Source organism: Micromonospora sp. NPDC048999, from assembly GCF_040649295.1.
Taxonomy (GTDB): domain Bacteria; phylum Actinomycetota; class Actinomycetes; order Mycobacteriales; family Micromonosporaceae; genus Micromonospora.
This window is the reverse complement of sequence record NZ_JBEZFI010000010.1, coordinates 1-12,562: the sequence shown is the minus strand read 5'-3', so window position 1 is coordinate 12,562 and position 12,562 is coordinate 1. Positions and strand designations below refer to the sequence as shown.

Genomic DNA, 12,562 nt, shown 5'->3' with positions numbered 1-12,562 from the left:
GCGCCCGGCTCCCACCCTCCCCGAGGAGTCCTGACGATGGTCGCGATCCCGTTCCGCATCCCGCGTCCCCGCCTCGACCGGGTGCTGCTCCCGCTGCTCGTGCTGGCGCTGGTCGCGGTGTCGATCGTCCGCTTCGGCGGCTACGCCGACGCCCGGCAGGGCTACGCCGTCCCGCAGGACGGGCAGTTGGAGAGCGTCCTGGGCATCCGTTTCACCCAGGCCGCGGTGGTCGGCGACGGCGGTCTGGTGGAGCTGCGCTACGTGGTGCTGGACACCCAGAAGGCATCGGCGTTCCAGAACGACACCAAGCACCCGCCGCGGCTGCGCAACGAGCGCTCCGGCAAGCTGGCCTGGCGGGCGGCCCTGATGAAGCAGGGCCACGAACTGCGTCCCGGCCAGAGCTACTACCTGCTGTACTTGAACAACGACAACGCCATCAAGCGCGGCGACAAGATCGAGATCACCTCGGGGCAGCGTCGCCTGGCCCACGTTCCGGTGCGGTGAACTTCATGTGCCGCCTGTTCGCCGCGCTCTTCCTGGCGGGCCTGGCCGTGGTGGTCGGACCCGCGCCGGCGCAGGCCCACGCGTACCTGGTCCGCAGCGCGCCCGCGGACGGCGCGGTGCTCGACCGGGCGCCCGAGACGCTGACCCTGGCCTTCACCGAGCACGTGGAGCTCTCCGCCGCCCGGGTCAGCCTGTTGGACGGCGACGGCCGGCAGTGGTCGGTGACCGGGCTGGCGCTGCGCGGCGAGGACGGCGAACCCGCCGCGGACGTCGGCACCGAGGAGCCGGTCACCCTGGTCGCCGGCCTGCCCCCGCTGCCGCCGAACACCTACCACGTCGCATGGCGAACCCTTTCCTCCGACGACCTGCACATCACCAGCGGCACCCTGGTCTTCGGCGTCGGCCGGCAGGTCACCGCCGCGGGCGTCGCCCGCCCGGCCGGCCCCGGTCCGCGGGAGACCGTCGCCCGGGCGCTCGGGCTGGCCGGACTGGCCGTCCTGCTCGGCGGCGCCGCCCTGGCCGCGCTGCACGCGGCGGCCACCAGCCGTGGTGGGTGGGCCGGTGGAGATCTTGGAGAGTTGCCGTCCACCACGAACGGGAACTCTCCAAGATCCAGCGCGGATCTCGCCCTGCGTCGCCGGTTGCTCGTGGTCGCCGGGTACGCGGGGGTGGTGGCGTTACTCGCCGCGCCCCTGCAACTGGCCATTCAGCTCGCCGGAGCGGGCGGCGGACGGTGGCGGCTCCTGGCCGACCAGCTCACCAGTGGCCGCTGGCTGCTCCGCGAGGCCGGCACCGCGATGCTGCTCGCGGCCGTGGTGATCGCCGCCCGTCGGCTCGAGCCGGGCCGATCGGGCCCCGGCGCCGGCCGGTCCGCCGCCCCCGCCGGTTCGGGCACCGCCGACCGTCCTGTAGTCCGCGCCGCCCCCGGCACAGTGGTCGTCGGGCTGCTCGGGGCGCTCGCCGCCGCCACGGGCACCGCCTTGCTCGGCCACTCGATGGGCGGGCCGCTGCGCACCGCCCTGGTCGGCGGTGTCCACGTGCTGGCCGCCGGCGGCTGGGCCGGCGCGGTACTGGCCGCCGTGCTCGCGCTGCTGCCGTCGGCCCGCCGGGCGGCCGACCGGGCCGCCCAGCTACGCGCGCTGCTGCGCGCGTTCGCGCCCCTCGCCGCGGGCTGCCTCACCGTGCTGCTGCTCAGCGGGCTGCTGCTCACCGGCCCCCAGGTGGCCACCGTCGATGCCCTGCTCGGCTCCCCGTACGGGCAGCTGCTGCTCGCCAAGGTCGGCACGGTCGGGGTGGCGGGACTGCTGGGTCTACGGACCGCCCGTCGCCTGCGCCGGTCCGACCTGCCCCGGCGGGGCCTGCTCGCCGAAGCGGGGCTGCTCGTGGCCGTCCTCGGGCTGGCCGGGGCGCTGGCCGCCGCCGGACCCGGCCGGGGTCCCGCCTTCCCGGTGACCGACGCCCCGCGCGCCGTACCCCAGGTCAGCGGGCAGGTCGCGGACCTCGTCGACACGGTTGCCGTACGCCCCAACCGCCCGGGCCGCAACATGGTCACCGTCGGCGTCGAGGACACCCGCCGCCCGGCCCCGGGACCGGTGACCGGAGTGTCGCTGCTGCTCACCGGCCCGAACGGGGAACGGGCGGTGCATCCGGTCACCCGGACCGGCGACGGCTGGGTGGTGGCAGTGGACGACATCCGTAGCCCGGGCGGGTGGCAGGTCGGGGTGACCGTGCTCCGCGACGGCCTGCCGCCGGTGACCGACACCCATCCGTGGCTGGTACCGGCCGGCGACACCGCCACCACCCCGGTACGCGTCTCCGCGGCCCCGCTGCGGCCGATGCTGGACCGGTCCGCGCAGTTGGGCACGCTCGTCGCGGCCGTCGTGGCGGCCATGGCCGGCTGGCGAGGGTGGCGAAGGAGCCGCCGCTGGTCAGCCGGCGGGCGCCGCTGTCAGTGACGCTCGCCGACAGGAGCCGCGCAGCTGTCCCGGACCACCAGAGCGGTCGCCAGTTCGACCCGGGGCGACTCGATCTCCTCGCCCTGGGCCAGCCGCAGCACGGTGCGCGCGGCGAGCCGCCCCATCTCGGCCAGGGGCTGTCGCACCGTGGTCAGCGGCGGCGACGCCCACTGCGCCTCCGGCAGGTCGTCGAAGCCCACCACGCTCACGTCGTCGGCGACCCGCAGCCCGCGTCGGCGGACCGCCTCGTAGACCCCGAAGGCCATCTGGTCACTGGCCGCGAAGATCGCGGTCGGCGGGTCGTCGAGGTCGAGCAGGGCGGCGCCGGCCGCGAAGCCCGACGCGTGGTAGAAGTCGCCCGGCTGCACCAGTCGCTCGTCCAGCGGCACGCCGGCCGCCTCCAGGGCCGCCCGGTAGCCGTCCAGCCGGGCCCGGCTGCACAGCAGGTGGGTGGGCCCGGTCACGAAGCCGATCCGGCGGTGCCCGAGCCCGAGCAGGTGCTCGGTGGCGGCGAGCCCGCCGGCCCAGTTGGTCGCGCCGACGCTGGGCACGTCCGTCGCCGGCACCCCGGCCGGGTCGACCACCACGACGGGCACGTCGAGGCGGCGCAGCTGGGCCTGCACCGGCGAACTCAGGTGAGAGGTCACGACGATGACCCCGTCGGAGGCGCGCGTCCGCAGGTTCTGCAACCACTGCCGAGTTGAGTGGGACTGACGGTGGATCGCGGAGACGACGGTGCCGACCCCGGCGGCGTGACTGACGTCCTCCACGCCTCGGATGATCTCCACGGCCCACGGGCTGTCCAGGTCGTTGAAGACCAGATCGACCAGGTTGGCCCGGCGCGTCGTACGGCTGCCGCGTCGGCGGTATCCGTGGTGGCGCAGCAGCTCCTCGACCCGCTCGCGGGTGTCCGGGGCGACGTCCGACCGTCCGTTGAGCACCCGGGAGACGGTGGGCACCGAGACGCCGGCCTCCTGCGCGATCGCGGTGATGGTCACCCTGCGCCCGTCGTCCGCGCTCACGCTGTCTCCCCACCGGCCGGAACACCGACCGAAACCTTGCCGCCGACGTGGCGGAACCGCCCTGCCCAGCCCGCCGCCCATCTTGCCGCAGCACAAGAGGTTGACGACAACTCGGGGTCGTTCTAGCGTTCCCGAGGTTCCGGAACCCTGCCGGAAATTCCGCCCCGCCGTGGCCCTCGGCGTCCTGAGGAGCAGTGATTGCACACCGACCTACCCGAGGCGGACCTGCGCGCCTACCGCAGCGACCTGCGTGAGCCGGAGGACTTCGACGGGTTCTGGGCCGACACCATCGCGGAGGCCCGCGCGCGGGCCGGATTCGTCGAGGTGACCCCGCTGACCACCCCGCTGACCACGGTCGACGTCTCCGACGTCACCTTCCCCGGGTTCGCCGGGCAGCCGATCAAGGCGTGGTTGCGGGTCCCGCGCGGCGCCGCCGGGCCACTGCCCACCGTGGTCCAGTACGTCGGCTACGGCGGCGGCCGAGGCCACCCGCTGGAGAACCTGCTCTGGGCCTCGGCGGGCTTCGCGCACCTGCAGATGGACACCCGCGGCCAGGGTTCCGGCTGGAGCCGGGGCTCCACCCCCGACACAGCCGCGGCCGGCCCGGAGGCGCCGGGCGTGGCGACCCGGGGCATCGAGGACCCACGCCGGTACTACTACCGCCGGCTCTTCACCGACGCGGTCCGGGCCGTGGACGCCGCACGGAGCCTGCCAGTGGTGGACGCGGCGCGGGTGGCCGTGCTGGGGCACAGCCAGGGCGGCGGCACCGCGCTGGCGACCGCCGCCCTGGTCCCGGACCTGGCGGCCGTCGTGGCGTACGTGCCGTTCCTCTGCGACATCCCGCGGGCGATCGTGGTCACCGACGCCCATCCCTACCGGGAAATCCGGGACTACCTCGCCGTGCACCGCGACCGGGAGGAGCAGGTGCTGCGCACCCTCGGCTACGTCGACGGGGTCGCCTTCGCCCGGCGGGCCACCATCCCGGCCCGCTTCTCCGTCGCGCTGATGGACGAGATCGTGCCACCCTCAACGGTCTTCGCCGCCGTCAACGCGTACGCGGGAGAGAAGGAGTTGGCGGTGTGGCGGTACAACGGCCACGAGGCGGGCGGCATCGACGACGACGCGGCGGCGCTGACCTTCCTCCGGCAGGCGCTCGGCGGCTGACCGTCCGCCGATCGCCGCCGTCGCGCGGGCGCTGCCGCGTTGTCGGCCCGACGGCCCACCGATTCTGGTAGACACAGCAGGGTGAGGGCCGGCAGAGGAGCGGCAGCCCGCGCGGCGGCGCTGGCCGTCGCGGCCGTGGCGTTCACCGTCGGGTGCCAGCGGCCCGCGCCGAGCCCGTCACCGTCACCCCCGCCGGCCCCCTCCGCGACGCCGTCACCCTCCGCGCAACCGTCGCCGTCCGTCACGCCGACCGGCCCCCGCGCCCCCGCCGACTTCGTCAACATCACCGACGTCGACCCCAGCATCCGCACCGACATCCGGTACGCCACCGCCCACAACTTCGTCGGCCGGCCGATCACCGGCTACCCGGAACCACTCTGCCTGCTCACCCGCAAGGCGGCCGACGCGCTGCACCGGGTGCAGACCGCCGCCCTGGCCCAGGGCCGCAGCCTGAAGGTGTACGACTGCTACCGCCCCCAGCGGGCGGTGAACGAATTCGTCACCTGGGCCAAGCTGCCCGGCGAGCAGCAGATGAAGGGCGAGTTCTATCCCGACGTGCCCAAGGACCGGCTATTCGCCGACGGGTACATCGGCGCGCCGACCGCGCACAGCCGGGGCAGCACCTTCGACCTCACCCTGGTCCCGGTGCCCAGCCCCGAGCAGCCCGCGTACGTGCCGGGACAGCCGCTGGTCGCCTGCACCGCGCCCGTCGGGCGCCGCTTCCCGGACAACTCAATCGACATGGGCACCGGGTTCGACTGCTTCAACCCGCGCGCCCACACCGCCGACCCGGCGGTCACCGGGGCGGCCCGAACCAACCGGGACCTGCTGACAAAGCTGATGGCCGCGCAGGGGTTCGAGAACTACCCCGAGGAGTGGTGGCACTACCGCTACACCGCCGAGCCCTACCCGGACACGTACTTCGACTTCCCGGTGGCCCGGTCCTCGCTGCGCTGAACGCCGCCCCGGCCCGTCCCGACCCGGTCCAACCTGGACGAAAGCGGGGACTAGGCTCACGGCTTTCGGGAGCGGGCCGCCGGCCCGCGCAGGAAAGGACACCCCGTGGAGACCGAACGGATCGGCCCGCCCCTGATGGCCGGAGAGCGGGAGACGCTGCGCGCGTTCCTCGACTACCACCGGGCCACCCTGGCGATGAAGTGCGCGGGTCTCACCGACGAGCAGCTGCGCCAGCAGTCCTCGCCGCCGTCGACGCTGTCGCTGCTCGGCCTTGTCCGGCACATGGCAGAGGTGGAGCGGACCTGGTTCCGCCGGGTCATCAACGCAGAGGATATCCCGCTGGTCTGGTCGGAAACCGGCGACTTCCAGGAGGCGTACGACGCGAGCACGGCCAGCCGGTCGGAGGCGTTCGAGGCGTGGCAACGGGAGGTGGAGCACGCCCGCCGCATCGAGCGGGAGGCCGAGTCGCTGGACGTCACCGGCCACCAGGCCCGGTGGGGCGAGGACGTGTCGCTGCGCCTGGTGATGCTGCACATGATGCACGAGTACGCCCGGCACAACGGCCACGCCGACTTCCTCCGCGAGGCCATCGACGGCACCGTCGGCGCCTGACCTACGTCTATCAAGGCGGCCCTTGACGGGTCGTACGCGCCGCCGCCAGGGCGCGCGCTGGCGGCCCGTTCTCCAGAAGGGCGGGTCGATGGCAGACAGGGATGGCAAGCCGGTCGCTACAGGGTGGACAAGCGTGGGGTGCTGATCGGAGCCAAGGAGTTCATCGCCGTGTCGAAGGCCGCCGCCTGCACCCCCTCTTGATCAGGGCACCGAACACGCCGGCGCACACAACCGAACAGACGCCCGTGACTACCGCCGCGAACGGATCACTCTTCGGGCCTGACAGAAGGCTCAGCGACGTAATTCCGAACCCGATGGCAAAAATGGGCAATATCATGCGCGCCGCACGGCGGTGATGACGCCGATTGTGTGCGGCGTTAATCCGCCGTTGCTCGGAACTGAGCTCGTCCTCCCACGGGGTGTTGAAGGGCCAGTTGGCAACCCAGATTATTGCGGCCAACCCTGCAATGGTCACCAGCACCACAATGATGGCTTTGAAGAGCATGTTCTACCTCCAGAAGCCGTCAGGCCATCACCGAACCGAAGGCGTTGGTAAAGGTCATGGTCGGCGGGGGCGGGGCCTGGGTCAGAAGGTGCGGGGTGATGGTGACTGGGAAGCTGATGGTTTGTAAAGCGAGGCCGTCGGCTGGTGCGGTCGGGGCTGGTCCGAGGATCGCTGACGCCCACCTGGTGGCCGGCGGACGAGTCGACCCGTACGCCGGATTCCGTATCCTGACGGCCATGGCACGCGGCCTTCCCCTCCTCCTGCTGGACGTCGACGGGCTCCTGAACCCGTTCGCGGCTGACCAGTGCCCATCCGGCTACGAGGAGTTCGACTTCTTCCCTGGCGAGGAGCCGGTACGGCTGTGCCGGGCTCACGCGGATTGGCTCCAGGAACTGGGTGACTGGTTCGAGGTGGTCTGGGCAACCGCGTGGGGTGCCGAGGCGAACCGGCTTCTCGCGCCTGTACTCCAGCTTCCGCGGCTGCCCGTGATTGCCTTTCCGCCCGTCCCGTTCGACCCTCGCGAGAAGGTGCCTGCCATCGCCAGGTACGTCGGCTCACGCCCTGCGGCTTGGATTGATGACGGGCTGACTCCCGAAGCGCGTGCATGGGCCGAAGCTCGTGAGGTGTCGACCCTGCTTGTCGATATCGATCCCGCCGAAGGGCTGAGCCAAGCGGAAGTCCGCCGGTTGCTCCGGTGGGCAGAGGACTTGCTCGATGGCGAGCGCGCCCGATGACAGCAACACCTCGGGCTCGGGGCACACATAGGGCACAGGCAACGTGAAACGTCGGCAACCAGCGACCAATTACGCGAGCCCGGACGGCCGTGACCTGCGTGCCGAGTAGCTTGACGCAGGTCAGGCCAAGGTGGCTCTAAGTTCCGCTTCAACGTCTGGCCCTCGGGCTGGGTAACCAACTTGGTGACGCCCGGGGCGGCCGACGCCGGACGACCACGGACGATGGTGGACTGCTCCGGCAATTCGCCCCATGGTGGCCGTCGAGCACGCGGGCGAGGTGCGGTGCCGCGAAGACCTGAAGGGCCGCCGCAGACGACAGGCCATCCGACGGGTGAGATGGTGGGCCGGCAGCCGGCCGGGCCGCGCGGCCCGGACTGGCGCGGCGTGAGGGAGGACACGCCGGCCACGTCGGCGGGCTGGCGACGGTCGCGGGGTCGCGGTCACTGCGCCTCCGGCGAGGGCGCTCCGGCTCCAGGATGGCCGGAGACGGTCGGCAACCGCCGGGTCCGTGGGTGGTCGCGGTAGGCCATCCGGCCCGCCATCGACCCGGGCAAGCCAAGCAGACCGCAGCCCGACCCGCCTGCGTCCGAACGAGCCGTCAAGGTCCGCTTGACGTGGCGGGCCGGGCGGCGGCCCGCTCCCCAGGATGGAGGGTCCCGAGTTGGCCTGGCTGGCCGCCGACCGGGCGATGGTCACCGCGACCGGCGACCCCATGTTGGCGGCCGCCGCCACCGTGCAACTCGGCCAGGTGCTGCGCGCCTCGGGGCGGGCGCGGGCGGCCCTGTCGACGGCGCTGGCCGCCGCGTACCGGATCGCCCCGCCCGACCCGGCCGACGCGGCAGCGCCCGAGATATCGCTGTGCGGAACGCTGCTCGTCCAGGCCGCCCTGGCCGCAGCCCGCCACGGCGACGACCACAGCACCGCCGAACTCGTCGAGGACGCCGCCACCATGGCCGCGCGCGTCGTTGACGGCCACGACCACCACCACACCGCGTTCGGGCCGACAGCCGTGGAACTGGCCCGGGTCGCCGCCGCCCTCGACCTGGGCAACGCCGGCGACGCCATCGCCTGGCACGAGAAGGCCACCACGCGAGACGCCTGGCGGTGGCTACCCGCCGCGCACCGCGCCGCGCACCTGCTCGACGTCGCCCGCGCCTACCTCCACACCGACGATCCGATCAACGCCGGCCGGATCCTGGTCGAGGCCGACCGCACGGCACCCGCCGAGGTACGCCAGCGCCCCGCCGCCCGCTCGGTGCTCGCCCAAGTGGCCCGCGATCCTCGCGCCCCGGCGACGATCATCCAGCTCGCCGCCGCCCTCGGCGTGACCTGACCATGACCGCACCGTTCCTCTCCCTGGCCCAGATCCGCAACACATGTTCGATTCACCCAGAATGCCAGTGGCGGCCGTCCTGGGGTCCAGGACGGCCGCCACTGGTTTGTGCGGGTCAGACGGTCACTTCACCTTCAGCTTGACGAGCTGCGCCTCGTCCGCGCTCGGGTTGTCGTGGCTGACGATCATCAGCCCGAGCGGCGGGGTCTTGGCGAACTCGGCCGTGTTGACTGAGACGGTCTCAGTCGCCGAGGCGCCCGGGGCCACCTCGTCGAACATGCCGGTGCTGACTGCCGGCGCGAACGCGTTGAACGACGCCACGCCGTCCACCACGTCCACGGTTTCGTCGGTCACGCCGAAGGCGACCGCGTGGTACCTCAGCCGCGGGTTGCTCGCCGACAGGCACGGCGACGAGGAGTCACACAGCTGCGAGATGTCCACCGGCAGCACAATGGTGCTGCTGTCGGTAGGCGCATCGGCCAGGTATTCGATCGAGCCGTCGCCGGTCTTCAGGTTGAACACCGCCACGGCCATCTGCCCGTTGAAGGAACCCGACGTCAACGCACCGTAGTCCGAGCCGACCACGGCGTAGTCGTCGACTCCGTCGCCGTTGACGTCCACCAGGATGTCGAACTCGTTGGCCGCCGCGTTGGACCAGCGGTGGTACGTGCTGATCGCGAACGCCAGCCCGCCCGGGAAGGCCTGCACGCCGACGGCGTGGACGTCGTTCGAGCCGAGGCCCTTGGTCTTGCGGTCGGTCAGCCCCCAGGCGTACCAGTCGGCGGTACCTGTGGTGGCGCCCTTCTTGTTCGTCACCGTCGCGGTGGCCGAGCCGTTCTTGGTCAGCTTGTTCTCGTCGATCTTCGTTTCGATGTGCGACACCGCCTGCGGCACGAAGTAGTACGGCACGCGCAGCGCCACGCCGTTGCTTCCGCCGCTGGTCGGGGTGAACTGCACCAGGCCGGCGACATCGCGGAACTTGGACGAGTCACCCGCGGTGGCCGACGGTACGGACAGCTGGACCTTGACCTCCGCGTCGCCGCGCGCCGGCACCGTCACCTTGGTCTTGTTGGGCGAGACCGAGTGCGGCTGGCCGGCCCCCCGGGTCGTGGTCACGTCGAACGAGGCGGCCACGCTGCCGAAGTTGTGCAGCTTGACGGTCTTCGTGGCCTTGTAGTCCTTGTCCAGCTCGGCGAAGCCGTAGTTGAGCGTCGCGGTGCCCTTGTCACCGAGCGCGACGACCTGGGTCTGGGTCGCCCCGACCGCCTGGATCAGGCCGGCGCCGGCGATCCTGGTGCGGTAGTTGTTGACCTGGCCGGGGTCGGCCGTGTTGACGATCGCGGCCTTCCAGTTCTCCACCTTCTTCCAGGTCGGGTGCGCCTGGCGGACCAGGGCAGCCATGCCCGCGGTGTGCGGCGACGCCATCGACGTGCCCGACAGCACCGAGAAGCCGTTGCCGGTACCGACGCCGGCCGAGAAGATGCCGACGCCCGGCGCGGTGACGTCCGGCTTGAGCCAGCTGTCGCCGGTACGCGCGCCACCCGAGCTGAAGGTCGCCGAGGCAAGGAAGCTCGGGTTCGGGATGGTGAACGCCGACAGCGCCACCGAGCCGCCGTCCGCGGCCAGCAGCGCCGTGCCGTCATTCCCCCGTACCCCGAGGAACGGGATCGTGACGTTGTACTTCTCGCCGGTGTCCGGGTTCTCGGTGATCGGGCCCTCGTACGCCGGCAGGTTGTTGTCGGTGTTCACCATGATCACCGCCGCGGCCCCGGCCTGCTGGCCGAAGACGGCCCGCGCGACCCGCGCACAGGTACCGCGTTTGACCACGACGATCTTGCCGGCCACCCCGGCGTTGACGTACTCCTGCGGGTCGCAGCCCAGCGAGATGGCCGAGCCCGTCTTGAGCACCTTCACCGGGAGCGTGGTGCCGTCGGCGAACGCGGCACCGTTGGCGTCGATGGCATCCACTGTGAGTCCGGTGCTCAACGCGAGGCGGGCACCCGGGTTGTTCGCCGTCGAGTCGTTGGCTGCGACGCTGATGACGCCCGTGCCGCTGGCGGGCGAACCGGTCATGTACGGGTTGGCCCCGTTGTTGCCGGAGGACGCCACGACGATGACGCCGGCCTTGGCGGCGTTGGAAGCGGCCACCGCGCTCGGGTCGTCGGCGCTGCCGAACGGCGAGCCGAGCGACATGTTGATGACATCCATGCCGTTGTTGACGGCCCACTCGATGGCGTCGACGGTCATGTCCGTCGAACCCTGGCAGCCGAACACCCGCACGGCGTAGAGGTCAGCCTTGGGCGCCACGCCCGGACCGACCAGCCACGAGCGCCCGCTGACCGTGGTCTGGTTGTACGGGCCGGTGTAGGTGGTGCCGTCGGCGAGCACGCCGAAGCCGACCGCTGTGCCGGCAACGTGGGTACCGTGCCCGTTGCAGTCCAACGGGTTCGGGTCCGGGTGCGGTACCGGCTGGTACGACGGGCTGTCCGGGTTGGCGTTGTAGGTGTCGCCGACCAGGTCGATGCCGCCCTTTACCTTCGGCGCGTTGGGTCCGAAGTAGGCCGGGTTGGCCGGCTGGGTCTCGGCGGCGTGCGCCGCGTCGTAGGCCGCCGCGGTGCCGGGTCCGCCGAAGTCGGCGTGGGTCCAGTCGATGCCGGTGTCGATGACCGCGACCTTGATGCCCTCGCCGTGGAGGCCGTTGAGGCCGTTCCACACCGCGGGCGCGCCGATCAGCGGTACGCCGCGGACGTTGTCCGGCTCCATGAGCTGGACACGGTGCAGCCCGACCACGTTCGGGATGTCCATGAGCGCGGCGGCAGTGCGCGCCGGGATCCGCACCTTGATGCCGTTGTACGTGGACTGGTAGTTGCCCACGACGTTGCCGCCCAGCTCCCGGACCCGCTTTTCGACCGGTACCTGCGCGGCGCGCAGTTGGCTGCGGCGGGACTGCTTCTCGCTGCTGGTCAGTGGCGTCGCGGCGTCGGCGTCGGTCACGGTGACCGGGTCGCCGGACAGCTCCACCATGACCGTGGTCAGCGCGTTGCTGAGCCCCAGGGGCAGGTGAGTGACGACGGAGCCTGCGGGAGCCGGTGTGAAACGGGGGGTTTGGGCTGCGACGGCCGGGGTGGTGGCGCCGCCGAGAACGGCGAGGCTTGTGGCGAGCACCCCGACGCCGGCAAGCCGGGCGGCTTGCCGGCGTCGGCCTGTGAAGGGCAGCAGTCTCCAGGGACGCATGTCTACTCCACTTCTACGCCCGCATGGGTGCGAAGCGTTTAAGGTGACCTTTACACCGTCGGGCGTCGATCAACAATCGACGTTTGGAGGGATGACATTCCGGCCGGTTTGTTGTAGAGGCAGGTGCCAATGTCGGGTCGCGTTGTAGGCCGGCCCAGGGCAGCCTCCTATCCACGGCCCAAGCCCTGCCTGGCGGACGTCGGTAGCTGGCAACCCCTTGCCCTCGGCGAGGTCGGTTCAGGACGGACCGGGGAGCGGCGGGATGAGCGCGACGTCGTTGGGGCCGGCGAGGGACTCGGCCAGCTCGCGGCGCCGCCGCTGCGCCCAGCGATGGTCGAGCCGGTGCAGCAGTTCGAACTGCCGCCGCGTCAAGGTCCGCTTGACGCGGCGGACCCTCTACCTCGGTTCCTGTTTCGCCCAGGCCTCCGAAGAAATGGCCTGGACGCCAGTGGCGTCCCTGATAGTGGTGTAACGCGGTTGGCGTGATCGCCGGACAACTCGTCCGGCATAGAGCGCGGCCATCGCGTGATCTTTCGAGTGAA

11 protein-coding genes are annotated in these 12,562 nt (G+C 71.8%); 7 read left to right on the top strand and 4 right to left on the bottom strand.

The features are described 5' to 3' along the window. The first annotated feature begins 36 nt into the window (after positions 1-36). The gene (locus tag AB0C02_RS14180; protein WP_357548055.1) at positions 37-504 is read left to right on the top strand and encodes a hypothetical protein; all 468 of its coding nucleotides are present in this window, start codon (positions 37-39) and stop codon (positions 502-504) included. A gap of 5 nt (positions 505-509) precedes the next feature. Next, a complete protein-coding gene (locus AB0C02_RS14175) occupies positions 510-2,459 on the top strand; it encodes a copper resistance CopC family protein (RefSeq protein WP_357548054.1) in 1,950 nt (649 codons plus the stop codon). On the opposite strand, the gene AB0C02_RS14170 is transcribed toward AB0C02_RS14175, so the two are convergent. Next, positions 2,453-3,481, bottom strand: coding sequence for a LacI family DNA-binding transcriptional regulator (locus AB0C02_RS14170; RefSeq protein WP_357548052.1), 1,029 nt, complete (start codon positions 3,479-3,481; stop codon positions 2,453-2,455). The genes AB0C02_RS14175 and AB0C02_RS14170 overlap by 7 nt on opposite strands. Before the next feature lie 198 nt (positions 3,482-3,679). Here AB0C02_RS14170 and AB0C02_RS14165 point away from each other — a divergent pair, with 198 nt between their 5' ends. From AB0C02_RS14165 to AB0C02_RS14155, 3 genes are all read left to right on the top strand, one after another. Continuing rightward, positions 3,680-4,645 carry an acetylxylan esterase gene (locus AB0C02_RS14165; RefSeq protein WP_357548051.1) on the top strand — a complete coding sequence of 322 codons (966 nt, stop codon included), beginning with the start codon at positions 3,680-3,682 and terminating at the stop codon, positions 4,643-4,645. 120 nt (positions 4,646-4,765) lie between these two features. Beyond that, positions 4,766-5,602: a M15 family metallopeptidase gene (locus AB0C02_RS14160; protein ID WP_357548326.1), complete on the top strand. Its 837-nt coding sequence runs from the start codon at positions 4,766-4,768 to the stop codon at positions 5,600-5,602. Positions 5,603-5,707: 105 nt separating this feature from the next. Continuing rightward, on the top strand, positions 5,708-6,214 hold the full coding sequence (locus AB0C02_RS14155) for a DinB family protein (RefSeq protein WP_357548047.1): 507 nt from the start codon (positions 5,708-5,710) through the stop codon (positions 6,212-6,214). 160 nt (positions 6,215-6,374) lie between these two features. Here the strand turns inward: AB0C02_RS14155 and AB0C02_RS14150 are convergent, their stop codons facing one another. Next, positions 6,375-6,719, bottom strand: a complete 345-nt coding sequence (locus AB0C02_RS14150) for a hypothetical protein (protein ID WP_357548044.1) — start codon at positions 6,717-6,719, stop codon at positions 6,375-6,377. Between the two features lie 236 nt (positions 6,720-6,955). On the opposite strand from AB0C02_RS14150, the gene AB0C02_RS14145 reads away from it, so the two are divergent. Both AB0C02_RS14145 and AB0C02_RS14140 read left to right on the top strand, forming a co-directional pair. Continuing rightward, positions 6,956-7,453, top strand: a complete 498-nt coding sequence (locus tag AB0C02_RS14145; RefSeq protein ID WP_357548042.1) for an HAD domain-containing protein — start codon at positions 6,956-6,958, stop codon at positions 7,451-7,453. Positions 7,454-8,099: 646 nt separating this feature from the next. Next, positions 8,100-8,786: a hypothetical protein gene (locus tag AB0C02_RS14140; protein ID WP_357548041.1), complete on the top strand. Its 687-nt coding sequence runs from the start codon at positions 8,100-8,102 to the stop codon at positions 8,784-8,786. 123 nt (positions 8,787-8,909) lie between these two features. Here AB0C02_RS14140 and AB0C02_RS14135 read toward each other — a convergent pair whose 3' ends face one another. Continuing rightward, positions 8,910-12,020, bottom strand: coding sequence for a S8 family serine peptidase (locus AB0C02_RS14135; protein WP_357548038.1), 3,111 nt, complete (start codon positions 12,018-12,020; stop codon positions 8,910-8,912). 237 nt (positions 12,021-12,257) lie between these two features. After that, positions 12,258-12,392 (bottom strand): hypothetical protein, encoded by a 135-nt coding sequence (locus AB0C02_RS14130; RefSeq protein ID WP_357548036.1) that lies wholly within the window; start codon positions 12,390-12,392, stop codon positions 12,258-12,260. Positions 12,393-12,562: the final 170 nt, after the last annotated feature.